Source organism: Pyxidicoccus sp. MSG2, from assembly GCF_026626705.1.
GTDB lineage: Bacteria > Myxococcota > Myxococcia > Myxococcales > Myxococcaceae > Myxococcus.
Genome location: NZ_JAPNKC010000001.1, coordinates 403,551 through 424,158, shown reverse-complemented (window position 1 = coordinate 424,158; position 20,608 = coordinate 403,551). Strand labels below are relative to the sequence as shown.

General features: G+C 67.7%; 15 protein-coding genes and 4 pseudogenes. 11 read left to right on the top strand and 8 right to left on the bottom strand.

Annotated features, from left to right (window positions below; genetic code table 11):
• Nucleotides 1–214: 214 nt before the first annotated feature.
• On the bottom strand, nt 215–2,869 hold the full coding sequence (locus tag OV427_RS01860; RefSeq protein WP_267854391.1) for a protein-arginine deiminase family protein: 2,655 nt from the start codon (nt 2,867–2,869) through the stop codon (nt 215–217).
• Nucleotides 2,862–3,239 carry a hypothetical protein gene (locus OV427_RS01855; protein WP_267854390.1) on the bottom strand — a complete coding sequence of 126 codons (378 nt, stop codon included), beginning with the start codon at nt 3,237–3,239 and terminating at the stop codon, nt 2,862–2,864. Before OV427_RS01855 ends, OV427_RS01860 begins: the two co-directional genes overlap by 8 nt.
• Before the next feature lie 502 nt (nt 3,240–3,741).
• Between OV427_RS01855 and OV427_RS01850 the strand changes: the two genes are divergently transcribed.
• The 4 genes from OV427_RS01850 to OV427_RS01835 all read left to right on the top strand — a co-directional run bounded on the left by OV427_RS01850 (nt 3,742) and on the right by OV427_RS01835 (nt 8,088).
• The gene (locus OV427_RS01850) at nt 3,742–3,930 is read left to right on the top strand and encodes a hypothetical protein (protein ID WP_267854389.1); all 189 of its coding nucleotides are present in this window, start codon (nt 3,742–3,744) and stop codon (nt 3,928–3,930) included.
• Nucleotides 3,931–3,939: 9 nt separating this feature from the next.
• Complete coding sequence (locus OV427_RS01845; protein ID WP_267854388.1) at nt 3,940–4,497, top strand: dihydrofolate reductase family protein; 558 nt, start codon at nt 3,940–3,942, stop codon at nt 4,495–4,497.
• Between the two features lie 396 nt (nt 4,498–4,893).
• Nucleotides 4,894–6,582 carry an FG-GAP-like repeat-containing protein gene (locus OV427_RS01840; RefSeq protein ID WP_267854387.1) on the top strand — a complete coding sequence of 563 codons (1,689 nt, stop codon included), beginning with the start codon at nt 4,894–4,896 and terminating at the stop codon, nt 6,580–6,582.
• Between the two features lie 624 nt (nt 6,583–7,206).
• Nucleotides 7,207–8,088 carry a hypothetical protein gene (locus OV427_RS01835; RefSeq protein ID WP_267854386.1) on the top strand — a complete coding sequence of 294 codons (882 nt, stop codon included), beginning with the start codon at nt 7,207–7,209 and terminating at the stop codon, nt 8,086–8,088.
• Nucleotides 8,089–8,436: 348 nt separating this feature from the next.
• Here the strand turns inward: OV427_RS01835 and OV427_RS01830 are convergent, their stop codons facing one another.
• From OV427_RS01830 to OV427_RS01820, 3 genes and pseudogenes are all read right to left on the bottom strand, one after another.
• Nucleotides 8,437–8,892: a RidA family protein gene (locus OV427_RS01830; RefSeq protein WP_267854385.1), complete on the bottom strand. Its 456-nt coding sequence runs from the start codon at nt 8,890–8,892 to the stop codon at nt 8,437–8,439.
• Between the two features lie 125 nt (nt 8,893–9,017).
• Nucleotides 9,018–9,641, bottom strand: a complete 624-nt coding sequence (locus OV427_RS01825; protein WP_267854384.1) for a hypothetical protein — start codon at nt 9,639–9,641, stop codon at nt 9,018–9,020.
• Between the two features lie 163 nt (nt 9,642–9,804).
• Nucleotides 9,805–9,933 (bottom strand): annotated as a pseudogene (locus OV427_RS01820) (alpha/beta hydrolase); the annotation flags it as partial.
• 322 nt (nt 9,934–10,255) lie between these two features.
• Here OV427_RS01820 and OV427_RS01815 point away from each other — a divergent pair.
• The gene (locus OV427_RS01815; protein WP_267854383.1) at nt 10,256–11,008 is read left to right on the top strand and encodes a hypothetical protein; all 753 of its coding nucleotides are present in this window, start codon (nt 10,256–10,258) and stop codon (nt 11,006–11,008) included.
• Between the two features lie 716 nt (nt 11,009–11,724).
• Here OV427_RS01815 and OV427_RS01810 read toward each other — a convergent pair.
• A complete protein-coding gene (locus OV427_RS01810) occupies nt 11,725–12,174 on the bottom strand; it encodes a hypothetical protein (RefSeq protein WP_267854382.1) in 450 nt (149 codons plus the stop codon).
• A gap of 205 nt (nt 12,175–12,379) precedes the next feature.
• On the opposite strand from OV427_RS01810, the pseudogene OV427_RS50700 reads away from it, so the two are divergent.
• The 5 genes and pseudogenes from OV427_RS50700 to OV427_RS01785 all read left to right on the top strand — a co-directional run.
• Nucleotides 12,380–12,667, top strand: a pseudogene (locus OV427_RS50700) (transposase); the annotation flags it as partial.
• Nucleotides 12,668–12,756: 89 nt separating this feature from the next.
• Nucleotides 12,757–14,151 (top strand): IS30 family transposase, encoded by a 1,395-nt coding sequence (locus OV427_RS01800; protein WP_420718239.1) that lies wholly within the window; start codon nt 12,757–12,759, stop codon nt 14,149–14,151.
• A 7-nt stretch (nt 14,152–14,158) separates the two neighbouring features.
• Nucleotides 14,159–14,446 (top strand): annotated as a pseudogene (locus OV427_RS01795) (IS3 family transposase); the annotation flags it as partial.
• Nucleotides 14,447–14,512: 66 nt separating this feature from the next.
• Nucleotides 14,513–15,755 (top strand): annotated as a pseudogene (locus OV427_RS01790) (IS3 family transposase).
• A 241-nt stretch (nt 15,756–15,996) separates the two neighbouring features.
• Nucleotides 15,997–17,466, top strand: a complete 1,470-nt coding sequence (locus OV427_RS01785) for a DUF922 domain-containing protein (RefSeq protein ID WP_267854379.1) — start codon at nt 15,997–15,999, stop codon at nt 17,464–17,466.
• A gap of 179 nt (nt 17,467–17,645) precedes the next feature.
• Here the strand turns inward: OV427_RS01785 and OV427_RS01780 are convergent, their stop codons facing one another.
• Together OV427_RS01780 and OV427_RS01775 are read right to left on the bottom strand one after the other, a co-directional pair.
• Complete coding sequence (locus OV427_RS01780) at nt 17,646–18,074, bottom strand: transposase zinc-binding domain-containing protein (protein ID WP_420718345.1); 429 nt, start codon at nt 18,072–18,074, stop codon at nt 17,646–17,648.
• Nucleotides 18,075–18,533: 459 nt separating this feature from the next.
• Nucleotides 18,534–19,949, bottom strand: a complete 1,416-nt coding sequence (locus OV427_RS01775; protein WP_324289914.1) for a serine/threonine-protein kinase — start codon at nt 19,947–19,949, stop codon at nt 18,534–18,536.
• A 337-nt stretch (nt 19,950–20,286) separates the two neighbouring features.
• On the opposite strand from OV427_RS01775, the gene OV427_RS01770 reads away from it, so the two are divergent.
• A complete protein-coding gene (locus tag OV427_RS01770; RefSeq protein WP_267854378.1) occupies nt 20,287–20,562 on the top strand; it encodes a hypothetical protein in 276 nt (91 codons plus the stop codon).
• Nucleotides 20,563–20,608 lie beyond the last annotated feature (46 nt).

The following is a 20,608-nucleotide window of genomic DNA, read 5'->3' as shown; positions in this document are numbered from 1 at the left end:
GGCATGCAGCGCCCAGGGGCGCGTGAGCCCGGGCGCTCCTGGAAGAGGGGCGGCACGCCGGCCGCAAGATACCGAGCCGGGATGGCCTTCCAGGAGCGACTCAGGCTCGCGCTCTCGTTGAGCACGGGCGGGCAGACGTCAAGCAGGTGCGGAGGGGCGAGCGCGGGGCCGGAGGCAGCGGCCAGGATATACTTGAACAGTGCTCCGGCTCCCTCTACGGCAGGGCATCGCGGATCCGCTGTCGCGGGTTCTGGATGTTGGCGAGCCCGGGGACGTTCGGTGCAGCAGCGTTCGCGTGGCTGACGGCGAGGTGCTCGGTGATGAGCAGCACGTACACCCCGCACTCGGACTCCTGCTGCTGGGGCGCCAGCCGCCGCGTGAGGACGGCCTGCGACTGGTAGAGCTCCTGGAGCCGCGCGTGGGCGGCGTTCGCGGCGGCGTCCGGGGCCCGGTTGAGGGAGTCGTAGTAGTCGAACTGGTTCTGCGCGCGGGTGTACACGATGAGCGTCCAGTGGGTGCCGCCCTGCCTGGCGCTGTTGCGGTTGTTGTTGACCGGGAAGAACACGAGCGCGGCGTCGTTCTGGGTCAGCGCAGCCAGCTCGGCGGCCGCCTCGACCTCATTCACGTTGTTGAGAATCATGTACGAGTTGGCGGGGTCAATGAGCTGCACGCCTGCCGGGACGCGCCGCCGGATGTCGGCGTAGAAGCGGCGCATGACCTCGTCGTCCAGGTACTCGCCGTCGTTCAGCGTGGCGCGCCATGTCGAGCCCGAAGAGGAGGCCGGTGGCGGCGCGCGCTTGGGCGCCGGCTTGCCGCCGCTGTCGCTCGCGGGGCTCACCGTGCCGCTGCCCTGCTTGCGCGCCCAGAAGGCGGGGTTCTCCGGGGCCTTCCGCACCTCGAACGTGGTGCAGTGGATTTCGCCCGTGTGCAGGTGGCACGCCGCGAAGTCGTCGACGAAGGCGAGCGTATTGCCCGAGGGCGCGAGCAGGTAGGCGATGTAGGCCTCGAACGAGCAGCCGTACATGTCGTGCTTGCCCGAGCTTGGGCCGAACGGCTTGGGGATGAGGAGCTGGGCGCGCCCGTCGTCGCCCGTCATGACCAGCATGTTGACGACGTTGGGCGTGAACGCGACGTGCGCCTTCCGCTGCTGTTTCTCCGGGACGCCGCCGAACATGGGGTGCTCCGCGGCCAATTTCTTGATGGCCGCCGCTTCGCGCGGGACGGCCCCATACCTGTGGAAGAGCACCGGCATGCGCATCACGTCCTCGGGCCGGATGCCGAGCTGCTCTATCAGCGTCGCGACGATGCCCTCGAGGATGGGCTCGATTTCCTCGGCCGCGGCGGTGAGCACCTTCGACTGGAGGACCTGTGCCGCGGAGAAGTCCTTCATGTCGAGCATCTTCTGCTCGCGGAGCGCGTCGGGGATGACGAGCGCGGCCTCTTGTTGCTGGTGGAAGCCGTGGAACAGCAGGTTCTCCCCCGCGCTTCGCTGGAGCAGCGTGAGCGCGGTCGCGGGGCTCGCCACGAGCACGCGGAAGCCGTGGGACGACGTCTTGACCGGGTCCTTGCCCTGGGGCCACGGGATGAATGTGAGCACTTCGTCGATGTGCCCGACCTGGAGCCACGAGGTGTCGAGGCGGAAGGGCGCCTGCGCGTCCTGCGCGCAGAGGAAACGCACGATATCCGCGCTCATCGGGCGGTTGTCGTCATGCCCGTAGACGATGCGCCCGAACGGGTGCCCGTCCACGGGCGGCGAGCAGAGGAGGTTGCCTCCGGAGTCGAGGTCGCTCTGGAGGTCGCGGGGGGCGATGGGCTCGGCCCAGCCATGGTCCAGGTTGACGTGGAGCCTCCGCATCAGCTCGTACGCGGCAGCCTCACCCTTGCGCCCGCGGGTCGACGGGCAGCGAACGATCTGGAGAATGGGCTCGTCCATGGTCGGCCCCCTGGAGCAACCGCCGTAGAACATGTCGCGGAGCCAGTTGTCTTGCAGCTCGAGCTCCAGCGGTATGAGCGTGCCGCCGGCCGCCCTGCAGAGCCTGTCGACGTAGGCTCCGTTCGCCTCTTCGCGGACCCGCACGGGCGGCGGTGAGTGCGGGCCGGGCGGCATGGAGTGCGTGACATACCGGTCCACCATGTAGGCCACCTCCACCGGCTGGAGGTGGTGCGACATGAGCCATGGCGTGACCCGGAGCGCCGCGGTGCGCTCCTCGCCGACCATGTTGCCGGTGTCATCGAATAACGCGATGCCAAGCTGGACCTGCCCGTCGAAGTCGGCGCTCGGGAGGCACACGGCCTCCATGCCGAGCCGCGACACGAGCGGCGCGTGACTCCCGTTGGGGGGGTGGAGGGCCAGGTACACGTGGTCCCGCCCGGAGGTCGGGCCAATCAGCTCCCTGGCACCCGGCTGGTAGCTGTCGAAGATGCGGATGCGGTCCACGCGGTCCACGCCGACGAGGCAGGTCCAGCCCACGGGAAAGGGGCGATCCGCGGGCTCGAGGCGGATGCGCAGCTCGGTGAGGTCCGCGAGGTCGAGCTCGGTGACAGCGCGGTTGTCCTCGTGGTCCCCCGCGGGGGCGGCGTCGTTGTCGCCGTCGTTGTTGAAGGGCAGCACGGCCCCCAGGCTCTTGCCCCCCTCTCCGTAGGCCCACGGGGCCGCCTCCGGGTGCATCACCTCGACGTACTTTCCGTCGCGGTTCAAATCGAGCTCAAGATGGACGCGCCACTCGGGCTCCGGGTCCTTCTTCTTGGGCGCATGCTGCGCATAGGGGCACGGGACCACGACGGTGATGGGCTCGTCGGGAAGGCGCTCCGCGGCCTTGTCCGGGGCCGAGGCGCCCATACCGAGGAGCTTCCTCAGCCAGTCAAACATCGGCCTGCTCCTTGCGCCCGCTCTTCGCGGCCGGGTCTCCGCGCAGGCGCAGGAGCCGGATCGCCGGTGACGTGGAGGCGTCCGCGAGGATGGCCGTGGCCCACGGCTCGCGGAGCGCGCCCATGCCCAGCTCGAAGGCGACGTTCACGAGCTTGCAGACGTTGCGCTGTGTGACGAACCCGTGCTTCGCCCCTTCGTCGATGGCGTCGCGGATGCGCCGCTCAGTCCCTGCTTCGCCCAGGGCCGCGCACTGAGAAGGGAAGAATGCCTGCGCGTGGGTCATCATCTTCGCCACGAATCTGTCGAGGAGCTCCTTGCGGAGGGCATCCACCTGGGCGGCTCGCACTATCAACGGGGGAAGGCTGGGCATGGTGAGTCGCGGCCGACGGGTTGGTGCCCGGACCGCGAGCACCCGCCAGAAGTGTCTGGCGCCGTGGCTCCGAGCGAGAGTCTTCTCGCAGGGTGAAGTTCAATCGTACGCCATGTGTGTCATGCAAGGCGAGTTCCACCGTCCTGAGCGCTTCCATCTGCCCCCTGCGCTCCAACTCCATATCCTCGGAAAGACTTGGGAGCCGGTCGCCTCACCCATCCACGCCAGGTCTCGTCAGGACTTGAGTCCCGCGGCTCGAATCTCGACTCAACTCTTTTGACACTGTCTCGGGTCTGAGGTGCGTCGCCGGAAGAAGCGCCAGCGTCCCTCGCGGACGCAAGGCACCTTCCAGGGCCGTGGAATCTTGTGAGGTTCGCCCTCGGCGGGGGGACCAGGGACGCCAGGCGAACCCCCAATAGCGCTCCTGTCCTTTCTAGGCTCCCCGAGGAGCGGCTGGGAGGAGAGCTGTCAGCTCGCCTGGCGGCGCCCGAGCCACGTCCGCATGGTCATCGCCCGCGCCAGGTACCGCGACGCCGGCGCGGCGGACACTGCCGAGCCGACGATCGTGACCGCACCGCTGCCGCCGCAGACCCTGCCGCGCGCGCTCGCGACACCTTCGCTCTTGGCGCCCATCCTCAGCGACAAGTTCTGCGACGGCCTGCCGTTCCATCGCCAGGAGTGTATGGCTTAGACTCGCCGCATGGGACTCTTGACCTTCAGCATGAACGTCACCCTGGACGGCTGCGTCGACCACCAGGAGGGAATCGCCGACGACGAGACACACGCCTTCTTCACCCGCCTCATGGACGAGGGCGGGGCGATGCTGTGGGGCCGCGTCACCTACGAGATGATGGAGAGCTACTGGCCGGCGGTCGCCCGCGGCGACGAGGAGGCGCCGCCAGCGCTGCGCGAGTGGGCGGTCAAGCTGGAGGGCAAGCCGAAGTACGTGGTGTCGTCGACGCGAAAGGACTTCCCGTGGACCAACAGCCACCACATCGCCGGCGACCTGCGCACGGGCGTGCAGAAGCTCAAGGACGCGACCCCGGCCGGCGTGCTCCTCGGTAGCGGCAAGCTCGCGACCGAGCTGGACCGGCTGGATCTGATCGACGAGTACAAGTTCCTCGTCCACCCCAGGATCGCCGGCCACGGCCCGACCCTGTACCAGAGCGGGCTGCCCAGCACGCGACGGCTCGAGCTGGTCTCGGCGAAGCCGCTCCGCAGCGGCGTGGTCGCCATGCACTACCGGCGCGCGCGCTGACTCAGAGCAGCCCCATCGCGCCCAGCTCGCGGGCCAGCGCGTCGTCGGGAGCCTGCTCGCCGCGCAACACGGCGTACCCGCTGCACGAGCCCCGTCTTGAGCATGACCGGCTGAGCTCCCTCAAGCAGGGGCGCGGAGCCGGGGCAGGAGTGAGGGGCGGCCCGGCCCTCCGGTGGCGAAGAAACGCCGGCCTCCGCGTTCGTGCCCTGCGTGCGCGGGGCCGCCCTCCCTCCGGAGGACGCCCGCGCACGCCAAGGGAAAGTCATGTTCATCGAGGCGGCACAGAGGCGGAGCGGCGGTTTCACCTGGGCCCGAGGGCTCTTCATCATGGGCGCGGGGCTGTTGGCCGCCTGCGGCGACCCCCAGGCAGACACCCCACCCGTCGCGGATTCACTCGTGGCCATCGGGACGGCGGAGCACGCGCTGTACGTCGACTCGGACGAAATCTGGGGCCGCCCCAACCTGACGGTCTGCTGGGACACGCCGGGCTTCGCCACGGAGAAGGAGTGGGTGCGGTCCGCCATCCGCGCCACCTGGGAGAAGGAGAGCAACCTGGTGTTCTCCGGCTGGGGGAACTGCCCCAGCTCCTCGGACATCCGCATCACCATCAGTGACGAGGGCCCGCACACGGAGGGTCTGGGCACCAGCATCGAGGACGAGGAGGAGGGCATGGTGCTCAACTTCACGTTCGCCAACTGGAGCACCTCCTGTGGCTCCAGCGCCGCGCAGCGGGAGTACTGCATCCGGTCCATCGCCGTGCATGAGTTCGGTCACGCGGTGGGCTTCGCGCACGAGCACAACCGGGGTGACACGCCCTCCACGTGCACCACTCCCGCGCAGGGCAGCGACGGCGACACCTACGTGGGCGCGTGGGATTCGATGTCAGTGATGAACTACTGCAACCCCACGTGGAACAACGGCGGGCAGCTCAGCACCACGGACATCCAGGGCGTGCGTCAGTTCTACGGCCACCCGCAGGGACCCAACCAGCAGTTCCACGTGGCCAAGGTGGACAGCGACGGCCGCGTGGACATCCTCCAGACGTTCCGGGGCTGGGGCTCCATCCCGACGTGTCGCTCGACGGGGACAGGCTGGTCGTGCACGAACCCCGCGGCGACGATGTACGACTGGGGCTCCCCCGAGCAGCGCTCCATCACGGGCGACTTCAACGGCGACGGTCGCACGGACGTCGTCCAGATGTACCGCCTCTGGGCGAGCTATCCGGTGTGCTACTCGACGGGCACGGGCGGCTGGAGTTGTTCCAACCCGGCGGCCACCATCTACGACTGGGGCACCGCCGGTCAGCGGTTCATCCCGGGTGATTTCAACGGCGACGGGAAGACGGACATCGCCCAGGCCTACCACGCGTCCACGTGGCTCCCCGTCTGCCGCTCCACCGGCACCGGCTGGACCTGCAACAATCCCACGGCCACGCTGCGGACGACGGACTCGCCCGAGGTGCGCTACCTGTCGGCGGACTTCAACGGCGACGGGAAGGCGGACATCGCGCAGGTGTATCGTCGCTGGACGACGCAGCCGCTGTGTCTGTCGACGGGCACGGGCTGGTCGTGCACCAACGCGAGCGCGTCCGTCTATGACGCGGGGAATGCCGAGCAGGACTTCCTGACGGGCGACTTCAACGGCGACGGTCGGGCGGACATCCTCCAGACCTATCGCGGCTGGAATGCCCAGCCGCTGTGCTACGGCACGGCCAGCGGGACCTGGTCCTGCGCCCTGCCGGCGGGGACCTTCTACAACTCGGGTTCGTCGGAGCAGCAGACCCTGACGGGTGACTTCAACGGCGATGGCCGCACCGACATCATCCAGACCTACCGTGGCTGGGGGAGCATCCCCACGTGCTACTCCACGGGCACGGGCTGGAGTTGCAGCAACTCCCCGGCGACCATCGTCAACTCGGGCTCCTCCGAGCAGCGGTTCATGACCGCGGACGTCAACGGCGATGGCCGCACCGATGTCATCCAGGTCTATCGCGGGTGGACACAGTATCCCGTGTGTCTGTCGACGGGCACTGGATGGAATTGCGGTGGCTGGCTGGCGACGGTCTACGACATCGGCACGTACTGAGTCCCGGGTCGGAAGGCCGGGAGGGGGCATTGTCGGCTGGAGGAGACTTGAGCAGCGCGCAGCGCGGTTGGACTGGGCGACACAGCTGAAGCGCAGTTTCGACTTCGACGTCTTCACCTGTCGTGGCTGCGGCGGGCGCCGGAGGGTACTGGCGGTGCTCAAAGGCCCCGGCGTCAAGGAGGTGTTGAGGCACCTGGGGTTGCCCACCGTCCCCTTGCCCCTGGCCTCTGCACGAGGCCCGCCCCAAGGGGAGTGGCTGCACTGAAGGGCAGAGGTCCCCGACACCTCGGTTTGAGCGGCACCGGCTGGGCCACACAGGCCGCCGGACAGGCAAGGAGTGCGCGCGCAGGCACGCGGCGGGAGCGCCGCGCCCCTCCTCGAGGGCCACGGCCCGCCAGCGTCGGACGGGAGCATCACTCGGGCGGCCCTCCTCGGCCCCTCTGCACCCTCCCTCCCCCTCAACAGGGCCCCCATCCCTCTTGCATGATGGGGTGCGATGCACTCCCTTCGACGTCTCCGCCACGCCCACATTTCGGACGGGTTCGCCGCCCGCAGCGACGACGAGCTGGCGGCAGTCCTACGTGCCGCGTCCACCCACGCCGTGGGGTGGGCGGCGGCACCTCGGTGCTCGACGTGGACGGCGTGCCGGTATTCGCCAAGCGGATCCCGATGACCGACCGGGAGCTGGCCCATCCGCACAGCACAGCGAACCTGTTCGACCTGCCAACCTGCTGCCAATACGGCATGTACCGTCTCGCAGGACCGGGTTTTGGCGCCTGGCGCGAGCTGGGTGCGAACCTCATCGTCACCGAGGGAGTCCTCGCCGGTGAGGCGGAGTCCTTCCCCCTGCTGCACCATTGGCGGGTGCTTCCCGGCCGTGCACCTGTCGCCTCGGAACAGCTGGACATCGAGGCCGTTGTCGCCCAGTTCGGCGGCGCCCCGGCCGTGCGCATCCGCCTCGAGGAACTGGCCGCCGCGACTTCCAGCCTCGTGCTCTTTCTCGAGTACGTCCCCTATTCGTTGCGCGACAGGCTCACCGACCCGGTCGGCCAGGCCGAGACCCTCGAGCGGCAGTTGTTCGAGAGCGTGGCGTTCCTGCGTCGCCGCGAGCTGCTGCACATGGACGGACACTTCGGCAACATCCGGGCCGACGATGAGCGGATCTACCTCGTCGATTTCGGGCTGGCCACCTCGCCTCGGTTCGACCTGTCGAGCGCCGAGCGCGACTTCGTCGCGAAGCACGTCGGTCACGATGCCGCATACGCGGCGATGCGGCTGGTGAACTGGCTGGTCACGACGGTGTGCGGGGTACCGATGCCGGCCAGCGGTGGCCCCGTCGACCGCAACAGGTACGTGCGCCGATGCGCGAGCGGCGACATTCCGCAGGACGTGCCGGCCGCCGTGGCGGAAATCCTCTCTCGGCACGCCCCTGCTGCGGCGCGGATGAACGACTTCTGCTGGCGGCTGCGCGACGGCGACATCCACGCGGAGTATCCCGGCGCGTAGGCCCGCCTCGCCACGGGCATGCTCCAGTGGAAGCTTCCGGCTGCGTCACCCCGGAGCGCCCCAGAGGGCAACGCCTTCCCGCGCTCGGCGCAGGTGGGAGGAGCCCCACCGGGGGCCGTCAGGGATGCCAGCACCCGCCGACGGTCTCCACACCGAGAGCAGGCGAAGACGTCCAGCGCGAACGTCCGGCGCAGCAGCCCGGCCCAATCCACTCGCGGCGTGCGCTCCTTCTTCGCTTCCAGCTTCGCCGCCGCCTCAGGCGGTGGGCAAAGCCTCTTGTGGCTTCGGCCCTGCCCACGCCCACGCTTGGGGGAACGAGCGCCTCGGGGAGCGGCAGGCGCTGCACGATCAGACTTCGACGACGATCTCGACCTCGACGGGCACGTCGAGCGGGAGCACCGAGACGCCGACGGCCGAGCGAGCGTGCTTGCCGGACTCGCCGAAGACCTCGCCGAGCAGCTCGGACGCGCCGTTGGCGACCTTGGGCTGGTCGGTGAAGTCGGGCGTCGAGGCGACGAAGACGACGACCTTGACCACGCGCTTCACGGCGTCGAGGGAGCCGATCTCGGCCTTCACCGCGGCGAGCGCGTTGCGCGCGCACTGGCGGGCGCACTCGTAGCCCTGCTCCTCGGTGACCTCGCCGCCGAGCCTGCCGACGGCGATCATCTCGCCGTCGCGCGCCGGCAGCTGGCCGGCGGTGAAGACGAGGTTCCCGGTGCGGGCGGTGGGCTGGTAGGCCGCGACCGGCGGGACCACCTCGGGGACGGTGATGACCAGCTCGGCGAGCTTCGCCTCTGCTCCCATGTCAGGCCGCCTTCTGCTTCTTGAGGAAGGCGACGAGGCCGCCCTGGGCGTTGGTGTGGATCGCCACCAGCTCCCAGCCGTCCTGGCCGAAGTTGTTGAGCATGAGCGCTTCGTTGTGGAGCGGGTCAGTCGGTCTTGCGGGAGACCAGCACGCCGAGGACGGCGTAGCCGACGAGCAGGTGCAGGCAGGCCACGGCGTGACCAACGGTCTCGCCGAAGATGCCCAGCGCGGGGATCGTCACGACGGCCCAGCTCTCGGCGACCATCGGCCACCAGCGCGACACGCCCTTCCAGCGGCCCGCGACGGCGATGCGGATGCCGATGAGGAACATGCCGAGCATCGACAGCGGCCAGAAGGCGTCGAGCACGGCCCAGCCGGGCTGGCTCAGGTCGGAGACCTGGATGGCGTCGACGACGGTCGAGCCGATGGCCATCGTGACCAGGAAGGCCTCGAAGCGCAGTACGCCGCGGGCGATCCGGCCCTCGCCCAGGGCCCGGGTGCGCCAGAGCGTGCGGAGCAGGAAGAGCAGGCCGACCTGGAAGAGCGCAGCGCCGAGACCCTGGACGGCGAGGCCCACCGTGGTGTCGGGGTTGAGGCCGAAGACGGCCATCGACGCCGCCCACGAGAGGGCGCCGGCGCTGAGCACGCGGCCGTGCAGGGCGTACGGGTGGCGGGGGCTTGAGCCGGGGCCGAGATCACGATCGGCGACGTCGGAGCGGGCGGGAGCGGGAGAGTGCGAGATCGTCACGGTGGTGACTCCTGTTCGGTGAGGTCGAGATGGTGTGGCGCCGCAGTCTGCGGCATGCCAGAAGGTTCGCCGTCCCGACGACCTTCGCTTCCAGCTTCGCCGCCGCCTCAGGCGGTGGCCTCGCCTCTTGTGGCTTCGGCCCTGCCCACGCCCACGCAGGGGGGAGCACGGCACGCCAGGCGGTCAGATTGCTGGTTCGGTCCCAGACTCCGACGCCATCATACCGATGCGCGGAGGCGGTCTCGTTCCGGTCATCCAACATCGGGCATTGCAGAAGCTGGCCCATCCATCGTGTTTCGCATCGAATCCTCGCTCTGTCGCCACGCGTTGTAGGGTCAGCACGCGTCCAAATCCTACCTTCTCTTGTGCGGTGTACAGCGGTGTCATGAAGCTGTTCTCCACGCATCTGCCATTCCTTTGAACGCGGCTGCGTCCATCGAAGACGCAGTTGTGCGGGGCGCGCAGGTCATGCCAGGGGATGCCCTCTCGAACCGCCCCGAGGTTCATCCTGGTACGTCACTTGCTATTGGGTGAACGTGGTTCCCAGGCAATCGCCTGAGGGCCTCGAAGTCACCACCGTATCCGTGAACGGGTATGGCCACACAGGAGGCACCATGAGCGAACAGACTCTCCTCTCGCAGCACGACGTCGAACGATTCCAGAACCAGACGGCGGATGCCATTCGGAGTGCTGCGGTGCTCGCCCAGATGCGGGCCGACATGGTCGGCCCGAAGCTGCTGAGAGGCGGCGCCGGCGGTCCGCAGATCCCGAAGTTTCCCGATCTCTTCCAGGGGGCGAGGCTCTGGGCTCGCTTCGCCGAGGAGTCCGCGCGCAACGGCGACACCTTCGCCCAGTTCTCCGGCGCCGTCGCCGGGCTGGCGGGAAGCGAACTCATCGGGCAGACACAGCGCATGATCCAGGCGGGCCAGGCGGATCCGCGCCTCGTGAGCAATCTTCAGCAGCGCCTCGGCTCCAAGGCCCCGGGGGGTCACAACACCCTGCAGATAGGGATCGTGTCGGGCGCCAGGGTCGGCGCCGGCATCGGCGGAATCACGGGCGTGGCGCTCCCGCTGCACGAGGGCAGCAAGGTGAAATGGTTCTCCGGCGCCGAGGCATCCGTTGGAGTTGTCATCGAGTGGGAAGCGGCCGCGATCTCGATCGGCGCGAAGCTGGCCTTTCCACACGAGCTGAAAGGCGAGTTCTGGGGCGCCCACGTCGGTCTTCACGTCGGGGCCGGCCTCGGATTCAACATCTTCTTCAGCGCCGACGACAAGATGAAGTACGAAGGGTTTTCCTACTCGGTCGGCGCGGGTCTCGGCGGCGGCGTGGCGCTCCTCGCCGGGTTCGAGATCGTGACGTCCGACTGATGACCCGGCCGTCCAGCAGTAGGCGCGACCCTGCGCTCAGATGACGACGACCATGCGACCGGCGCGCGCGCGATACGCCTTCGCGCCGGTCGATTTGATGCGCTCGTCGTCCAGCGTGCGCTACAGCCCGTCCCCTCCGGCTGCCTCCGCCGGTACGCCCACCCGTGCTCCCCCGCGCGGGCTGGGCCGGGCCGGGCCAGAGGAGAGGCCGTGCAGCGCCTCTGGGCACCCGCCGGCCCAAGCGGCCCAGCCAGGCAGCAGGGCGCAGGGGTGTGGGCGTCCAGGGCACTGCGGGTGCTTGGGGCTCAACACCACGAGCTCTGGGGTGGCCCGAAGCGCTGGGGCGAACCGAGCAGGCCGCGAGGGCCATGCCAGGTGCTCCAGAATGGCGTGCACCCCACCGGGGGCCGTCAGGTATGCCAGCACCCGCCGACGGCCTCCACACCGAGAGCAGGCGAAGACGTCCAGCGCGAACGACCGGCGCAGCAGCCCGGCCCAATCCACTCGCGGCGTCCGCTCCTTCTTCGCTTCCAGCTTCGCCGCCGCCTCAGGCGGTGGGCTCGCCTCTTGTGGCTTCGGCCCGGCCCACTCCCACGCTTGGGGGAACCGCGCGGGATGGCTCCGGACTCACCGTCGCCGCTACACGGGCCATGGTCCTGGAACGACGGAACCCGCAGGCCTGGCGGCCTGCGGGCTCTCAACGACAAACGTTCGACCTAGCGGCACCATCCCGTGTAGGTGTGGTCCTGCAGAATCTCAGCACCGCCGGTCCCCCACATGGCCAAATCGATGTAGATGCACGAATTCGACGCGCTCATCGTGAGCGCCCCCGCTTGGTACTTGAAGTAGCCGACGTCAGACACCGATGTCTGACTGTTGTCTTTGCGGAAGCGCGTCAGCCTCAGCTCCATCCGCGTCGACTGCCCATAGAGCGCCCCCTGCTTGATCGTCACGGCGCAGATGTGATGATCCGCCGTCTCATAGACGCCGGTCTTCGCAACCACTCCCCCGGTGTACCTCGTGTGGGTCAACGTGGCGATCAGAGAGCCCTGACACGTCGCGGTCGCCGCCGAATCCGGACCTGTGACCAGCATCGTCGCGCCGGCCGGCACGCCGGCCGACACCAGGACGGCCGCCAACATGAGCTTGGCAATTCTTCTACGCATTCGCTCTCCCGATCAGAAGGCCCGACGGACGCCGAGCCTATTAATGACAACTTAGCTCCGACTCGCAGCGAGCGCCACCAACGCCGTCGCTACTCCCGGCAGGCCCTCGGCACCCACCACCGAGGCCACTCCCTGCATCACGAGCAGCGCAAATGGGAGTAGCCCAGTTCCGTGGACACCCGAGATGTGATGGAAGGAGCACGGGATGTCCGCGAACGAGGAGAAGCCGAAGAAGCCAAGGAGGCCGCGCCGTGAGTTCTCGGCGGAGTTCAAGGCCGGGGCCGTGAAGCTGGTGCTGGTGGAGGGCAAGTCCCTTCCTCAAGTCGCCCGTGACTTGGACCTGACGGAGTCGGCACTGTGGCTGTGGGTGGAGCAGACGAAGACGGACCGGGGCGAGGGCAAGCCTGGTGCGCTGACGACGGCGGAGCGCGAGGAACTGGCCCGGCTGCGCAAGGAGAACCGGGAGCTGCGCCTGGAGCGGGAGATACTAAAAATGCAGCGGTGCACTCAACTGGTCAACGCAACACCTGCTGCAGGGTGGATTCAGCTGGTCGTCGCAACGCTCGAATCTGAGGAGTTGCGATGGGAGCAAACAAGAGTCGACGGTCTGCCCGTGCAGGGCGGTCTCCTATGCCGTCGCCCGGTCGTCCATCCGTGGGAAGGCGTGAGCACCGACAACGATTCTGGGAAGCAATTGCCCGCGGCCTCTCGAGCGAAGACGCCGGGAGAGAAGCCGGCGTATCGCCGGTGGTTGGATGCAGGTGGTTCCGCGAAGGTGGCGGTATGCCGTCGAGCAATCTGGCCCCGCTGTCGGGGCGGTACCTGTCGTTTGCCGAGCGAGAAGAAGTCGCGATTCTGCACGCCCAGCGCCTCGGGGTTCGCGCGATAGCGCGTCGGCTCCGGCGTTCTCCATCGACCATCTCTCGGGAGTTACGCCGCAATGCCGCAACTCGTGGCGGCGCCCTGGAGTACCGGGCCACGACCGCCCAGTGGCATGCGGACCGGCGCGCGAGACGTCCGAAGGTCGCGAAACTCACGGCGAACAGCCAGCTGCGAGAGTACGTGCAGACGCGACTGGCAGGCATGCTCACCGATACGGACGGAACGGGCGTGCCCGGCCCAGAGACTCGATGGAATGGTCGGCGCCACGGACAACGGCAAGACCGACGGTGGGCAATCTCCTGGAGCCCCGAGCAGATTGCCAACAGACTTCGGGTGGACTTCCCTGAGGATGAGTCGATGAGGCTCTCCCACGAGGCCATCTACCAGTCGCTCTACGTGCAAAGCCGTGGTGCACTACGACGCGAGTTGGTCAGCTGCCTGCGGACCGGACGGGCGCTGCGGGTGCCAAGGGCACGCACCCGTGGGCAAGGCAAGAAGTTCGTCAGCTCCGAGAGCAGACTCAGCCAACGCCCAGTTGAAGTCACGGACCGGACCGTGCCTGGGCACTGGGAAGGTGACCTGATTTTGGGGCTAGGCAGTTCTGCAATAGGCACTCTGGTCGAGCGCAACACCCGGTTCACGATGCTCCTGCACCTGCCCAGCATGGACGCCCACGGCCAACCTCGCGTCAAGAACGGTCCCGCCTTGGCCGGACATGGTGCCGAAGCAGTCCGCAGCGCCATCGCCTCCTCGCGCACCACGCTGCCGGAACAGCTGCGCCGAACACTCACGTGGGACCAGGGCGCCGAGATGGCTCAGCATGTGCGCCTCCGAGCCGATACAGGCCTGGCCATTTACTTCTGCGACCCACACAGCCCATGGCAACGAGGTACGAACGAGAACACCAACGGCCTGCTTCGCCAGTACTTCCCGAAAGGGACAGACCTGTCCAGGTACTCCCGCGAAAACCTCGCCACTGTCGCCGCTGCCCTCAACAACCGGCCTCGCAAGGCTCTTGGATGGAAAACGCCCGCCGAATCTCTCGACGCTCATCTATGCTCACTCCAACGAGGTGGCGTTGCGACGACCCCTTGAATCTAAGCAGCACGCCTGCGAGGACTACCGAGCGCGGCTGGCCGAGCGCGGTATCACCTGCTCAATGAGTCGCAAGGGCAATTGCTGGGACAATGCCGTGGTCGAGAGCTTCTTCAGCAGCTTGAAGATGGAACTCGTCCACATACGCAGCTTCCGGACGCGCGCGGAGGCGAAGCTCGCACTGTTCGAGTACATGGAGGTGTTCCACAACCGCAGGCGCCGTCACTCTTCACTCGGCTACGTCAGTCCCGCCGAGTACGAGCGAACGGCTGAGGTGCAGAGGCAGGCAGCGTAGTCAACCTGTCCATCGAAGCGGGTGACGCTCAGAGACACCTCTCTGGGGATAACCTCCCCTCGTGAGATGGATGTGAAGAAGCAGCAGAAGCAGGACAGGACGGCGGAGCGCGGTCGGTTCTCGGCGAAGCGGAAGAAATAGGCCGTGCTCCGGTTGCCCAAGGACGAGGAACTCGATGCGCTCTCGCGGGAGCTGGGAGTCACCGCGGCGGTGCTGAGTGCGTGGAGGGAGAAGTTCCTGGCCGGGGCCGAGGCCAACCTCAAGAGCCGCGAGCCCGAGCCCGCGGACGACGAGGTGCTGCGGCTCAAGGCCATGGTGGGCGAGCTGATGATGAAGAACGAGTTGCTGGCTGAGAAGGCCCGGCTGCTGGAGGGCAACGCGCCGGGTTTTCCCTGGAGGAAATCGAGAGGATGAGCGCCAGCCTCTCGCCTTCCAGCGGCAAGCCGTACGGGCTGGCGCTCGTGATGGCCACCTGGCGCGTGCCGCGCGCCACGGTGTACCGGCACCGCGCCCGCCGTCAGGCTGTGGCCCTCCCGGCAGCCCGTCGGGGGCCCAAGACGGCGCTGACGGACGAGACGCTGCTGGAGGCCATCCGCGGCGTGCTCGCCGGCTCGCCCTTCCTGGGCGAGGGGGGCACCGCAAGGTATGGGCTCGGCTGCGTGCCCAGGGTGTGCGCACCTCGAAGGCCCGCTGCTTGCGGCTGATGCGCGAGGCCGGGCTGCTGGCACCGGGCCGTGCCCGCCGGGTGCTGGGGCCGCGCCACCACGATGGCACGATTACCACCGACACGCCCGACGTCATGTGGGGCACCGACGCCACCTGCACGGTGCAGACGCTGGAGGGCCAGTCCATCGTCTTCATCGCCGTCGACCACGCCACCTCCGAGTGCGTCGGCATCCACGCAGCGAAGGTGGGCACCAGTTTCGAGGCCCTCGAGCCCATCCGCCAGGGTGCCAAGACTCGCTTCGGTGCGTACGGCCGGGGCGTGGCGACAGGCCTGTCCATCCGCCATGACAACGGCAGCCAGTACACCTCCGACGCCTTCCAGGGCGAACTGCGCTTCCTGGGAGCCGAGTCCAGTCCGTCCTTCGTCCGCAGCCCCGAGGGCAACGGCTGCGCCGAGCGCTTCATCCGCACCCTGAAGGAGCAGCTGCTCCGGGTGCGTACCTTCTCCACCGTGGAGGAATTCCGGAGGGCCCTGCTGGAGTGGGCCTACAGGTACAACGAGCACTGGCTGCTGGAGCGTCACCACTTCCTCTCGCCGAGTCAGGTCCGGCGAGAGCTGATGCAGTCGAAGCAGGCGGCCTGATTACGACCAACCTGGTGCCTCAACAATCCGGTGCGGTACGCGCTCCATATCCGCCGCGCTGCGTCCGACGCATCGCTGCGCTTTCAGTGGGCGCGCCGTCACATCCGGGACTTCACTTCTCTGCCTTGCTGAACCCTAGCCCCTCGCAGCAACCTGTCTGCGACATTCAGCGGGCCAACAGCCACTCAAGGGGTCGACAGCCACCCGAGGCTGGCTGCATCAGCATTCAGGAGTATTTCTCATGCGGCTCGATTTGGTGCCAGGCAACTGTAGAGACTTGAACGCCTTCGTCGCCACGACTGGCGTTACCGACGAAAATGGAACGAGCTATCCCACATTCTGGGGCGTCACCACCTTCACTCTGCTCGCGAATGGCCTCCTGTTGACCGAGGTGGACTTCGAGACGGTAGAGCACAAGATCGAGCGGTTGCCGGGAAGGCCACACTGCTTTCGGGTAACCGAAATCGACCTCACGTTTCAAGCAGTGACCGAAGTCACCCGTATCGACTGGAAGCCGTCTTCTCCTGCATGTGAAGACATGTGGCGCACCCGAGTGGCCTTTATCGAGGCACACGAACAGAAGCACGTAGACATCGTCACCAAGGCAGTCGCAAGCGCCAATCAGGCATGGGCCAAGAAGTCATTCAAAGCCTGTCGCGCCAGCGACCAGAAGGCCATAAAGGCCATAGCGAATTCGATTGCAAGGTCAATAATCAATGTTAATCAGCGTCTGAAGAAACAGATTTCGAAGGGGTTTGCGGACCTTGATGCACGAGAGAGCGCTGGCCCCCTCGACTGCTGTCCAGTTGTGGTCTACGACACGCCGGGCGCCTACCAATGGAGGGTGCCCAATGGCGTGACCAGCATCGTCGTCGACGTGTACGGCGCGGAGGGCGGCGGGAACTTCACCTCGTTTCCCGATGATAGTTCCATCCCCGGGACTACGCCCGGAGGCAAAGGGGCTCATGTCACCGCCACACTCGCCGTAAGCCCCGGCCAGTGGCTCGAGCTCGAGGTCGGCGGGAAGGGGCTTTACGCAGTCAACCGATCGGCGGTCGGTTGGCGGGCGGATGGATTCGGGGCTGCCCTAGGTCTCGGAGCTGGTGGCCACCAGTCGACCCCGGGGGTGTCCTCGACCGATGTCGCCGGCAACGGAGGCGGTGCGTCGGCCGTGGTGTTATTGGGAGCTACACCGATGCCCCTTGTCGTCGCCGGCGCGGGCGGCGGCGCGGCGGCGCGGGACGAGCCAGGCTCCTTCGGGACTGGGAGCGGCGGGCGTGGCGGTGATAGCGCGCACCCCGGCAGTCCGGGTGACGACCAGATCGTCCCCACCGTCGGGTGCACCGTACTCCACGGCTGGGGCGGGCAACCCGGGTCGCAAGACGCGGCCGGCAGTGGAGGCATCGGCGGCAGGACCGACTGCACCGGACCGGGCGCCTTCAACGGCTTCAAAGGACAGGATGGTGAATGGTTCGTCGCGCAAGGGGCTGGCGGCAACGGCGGTTCAATCGGTGGCGGTGGCGGTGGCGGTGGATATCACGGGGGCGGTGGCGGGGGAGCAGGCGCGGTATTTTCGCATAGGGAGTTCGGCCGCGGCGGCGGCAGCGGTGGTGGTGGTGGTGGCTCCTCATTCGTTGTGCCGGGCGCAAGCAACATGATCGCAGACGGAGTGCATACCGGCGATGGCCGGATCGAGATCCGCGTCAGATAGCGCGGCGGCCGGCCCCTCGAATGGCCAGGGCCGCGACGTTGACGAGTTGGGGCAGGGAGAATTCTCCCGGGCGGATTGGCCGCTTAGTTTGCATAATCTATCTTCCATCCCACAGACGTTGCTGCGTACTCCCCTCGCCCAAGTTGCTGTCGCAAGCGCCGCAGAGGAGGATTGCATCGTCAGTTGGCGAGCCGGTGCTTCCGGCGCGGCTCGACCAGCGGTTGGCCGCAAGGGCCGGAAGGAGCGAATGGTGCCCATGAGTCAAGCGGCACTGCAGGGCGAACACCGTGCGCAGGAAGAGGGTGAGGACGTCCGAGAGTAGTCCCACGTCCTTGAAGTACCCACCGCACCCGGTGCGCAAAGGACAGCGTCCACTGACGGTAGGGCACGTGCGGCAGCACCACCCGCTCCACCAGATGCACCGCCGTCACATGCGCCCGCTTCGCGTTGCAGGAGGGGCACACCCCTCGTCCCTTGCACGAGAAGGCGACGAGCAGTTCGTCCTTACAACTCTCGCAGCGCACCCTCGCGAATCCGTGCACCAGCACGCCGCACTCCAGGTACCTGGCGAAGTCCCGCTCCACGCACCGGGGCAGGCCGCGCCCCACGTCGCTCGCCTCCGCCAGCAGAGTGGCAAGGTTCTCCCTCACCGCCTCGTACAGCACCGTCCCCTCCGGCTGCCTCCGCCGGTACGCCCACCCCCGCTCCTCCACCTGCCCCTCCCCAACTCCACCTCGCCAGGGCACACGCTACCGTCAGCCTCCCACGGGCTTCTCGTGAGCCCTGCGAGACTGGGGAACTCGGGCCGCTCGCGTCCGTGAGCGGGTTGACCCTGTGGGGCTGCATGTGCCCCCAGTGTGCCCCTCAAGCGGGGATGAGAACGGGACAAGACGGGGGGAGACGGGATAGGGCGGCACAACGAACCGACGTGAGCTCAAGGTGATAGTGGGTAACAGCGCGTCCTGCTTGGAGTTTCCTATCGCCTTGTCTGTGGGTTCGATTCCCGCCGCCTCCATCACAATGCGGGTAGACGGCGCGCATCTGATTCCGGCGCGGGCGCACACCTCTCAGTTCGCCGGGCCCGAGGTGGAAGGGCGAGCGGGTGGGAAGACAGGCACGTAGCACGCTTCCTTGTATACGTAGGCGATCCCGACACAGTCCTTCGGGGCCAAGTCTACCTTCAGCCAACAGCCACCATGGATGGGAACGTAGCCTTTGTGTGGGCAGCGGCCATTGGCATCCGGCCGCATCTGTCCTGGGAAAGGCTTGGGTGGCACGTCCAAGGCGATGGGGGACCACGCGGACGGCGGCACGGTGGAGGACACGGGGGCCGTCAGCGCGGAGTCCCCGACAGCCACGGCGCCGCCGTCCTTCGCCTCCAGCCGTGCCGAGACTTGAGCGTTCGTGGGCGCGTGTCCCGTCCGTGCACTCATCAGCGAACCGATTCCCAAGACCAGTGACACTCCCGCACCGACCGCGATGCGCCAGTGTCTCCTGCTCGCTTCTCGACCCCTGAGCGAAACGCGCCGCGAGGATGCACGTACCGCCACGGGCCGGGCTTCCTCCAGGTCGAAGAGGGACACATCCGCCTTCGGCCCTGCCTCGCGCGCGGCCTTCTCCATCACTTCAGCCAGCTCTCCTGCGCTGCCACGCGCCTCCGGACGCATGGACATCATTCGAGACACGAGAGCACTCAACTCCACGCAGCAGCGGCTGTTGAGGCCTCTCGGAGCACGCGGCCCCGGGCCCTCCAGGCTCCAGATGCGAGCGCCCTCGTCATCCAGCCCCAGCGAGGGAGGGTACTCGCCGGTCACCAGCCGATAGCCGGTAACGCCCAGTGCGAAGACGTCATCCGACGGCCCCGGTGCGTAGGGCACGGCGGGGGCAGGGGAGGGGGACATCACGGTGCGCCACGCCTCCGGTGAGCGGTATGCCGGCGTTCCAGGAGGGAAGGGCGGCCAGGTCAGCGTGGCGGCGCCAAGGTAGTGGCTGGAGCCGAAGTCGAGGAGGAAGGGCTGTCCATCTACCTCCCTCACGACGACGTTGTCACCCTTCACGTCCCTGTGCACGCCGCCCACTGCACGCGTGGCCTCCAACGCCCGTGCGAGGCTGGCGAGGCACGAGAGCACCTGTCGGGAGGTGGCCCGGTGCTCCCTGGCCCAGTCATAAAGAGAGCTTCCTTCCACCCACTCCATGGCGAGATATGGGTAGGCACTGCCATCCGGAGCCTGCCATTCCCCATGCCCTACGAGGCGAGGGACGTTCGGATGATGGAGGCGGGAGAGCAATTCCGCTTCCCGAGCGAAGCGCGCATCTCCAGGGTGCAGGGCCAGCTTGAGGGCCACGGGAGCCATGGCTCGCTCCGCACCGAGGGCACGATAGACGGCGCCGTAGACTCCGCGTCCACGCCGGTCCAGTACGCGCCACGGCCCGACTCTTGTGCCCAGGGGAAGTCGTGCCGGGTACAGATAGCCAGGCGCCATGAGTGTCTCGCGAGGAGGGTCGCGGTCAATCCGCTCGTAGCGAGCGTACTCCCCGCGTCGGTAGCTGTCAGCGAGACGTGCGGGGTCGCGGGATGCCAACGTGGCAAGGCTCGGTGAAGGCGCCAGGTGAGCCGTGCAACGATGGGACCAGACAGGCCGGAAACCTGTCACGCGCCGTCCGCAGGCGCGCGTTCCCCGCCATGCCGCAAGCATTCCCAGACGTTTGAGGGGTGAAGTGGGGGCAGTGTCGTTTCCCGACAGGTTGCCCGCACCCCCGCGTGGCGCCCTTCCGGAAGCCCTCCCATGACGATATCCCTCCGAGTCGTGGTGTCCGCCAGTGCCCTGCTGCTGTCCCTGCCTCTGTCTGGCTGAGACGACTCACCCGACACGGACCCGCCATGGCGTCTGGGCCAAGGGCGACGCGCTCTACGTGGCCAGCAACGAGGCGGGGACGCTCATCTACGACATCGCCAATCCCGCGGAGCCCGCGTTCGTGCGCAGCCTCACGACGGGGAGCTACGGCACCCACACGGTGCTCGTCCGCATTCCCGGAGATGGTCACGTGTACGTGACGGACTCCTCGCGCGGCCTGCTCATCTTTGAAGAGCTCTGACGGCCCGCATCATCCAAATGGAGTTGCTGCTGCACTTCCGTTGGCC